At 65.9% G+C, this 264-nt stretch carries 1 pseudogene; it reads right to left on the bottom strand.

The window, feature by feature from the left end:
• A pseudogene (locus R0J87_RS21450) lies at nt 1-264 on the bottom strand (heavy metal translocating P-type ATPase); the annotation flags it as partial.

Raw genomic sequence — 264 nt, forward strand, 5'->3', positions numbered from 1 at the left:
GCCACAGTGCGTTGCTGACGACGCTGACGCTGGACAGGGCCATGGCGGCACCCGCCAGTACCGGGTTGAGGTAACCCAGCGCGGCCAGCGGGATGCCGATCAGGTTGTAGATGAATGCCCAGAACAGGTTCTGGCGGATCTTCGCGTAGGTCTTGCGGCTGATTTCCAGCGCGGCGGGCACCAGGCGCGGGTCGCCACGCATCAGGGTGATGCCGGCGGCCTGCATGGCCACGTCGGTACCGCCACCCATGGCAATGCCGATAT

Origin of the sequence: Halomonas sp. SIMBA_159 (assembly GCF_046536035.1) — a bacterium.
GTDB lineage: Bacteria > Pseudomonadota > Gammaproteobacteria > Pseudomonadales > Halomonadaceae > Vreelandella > Vreelandella venusta_A.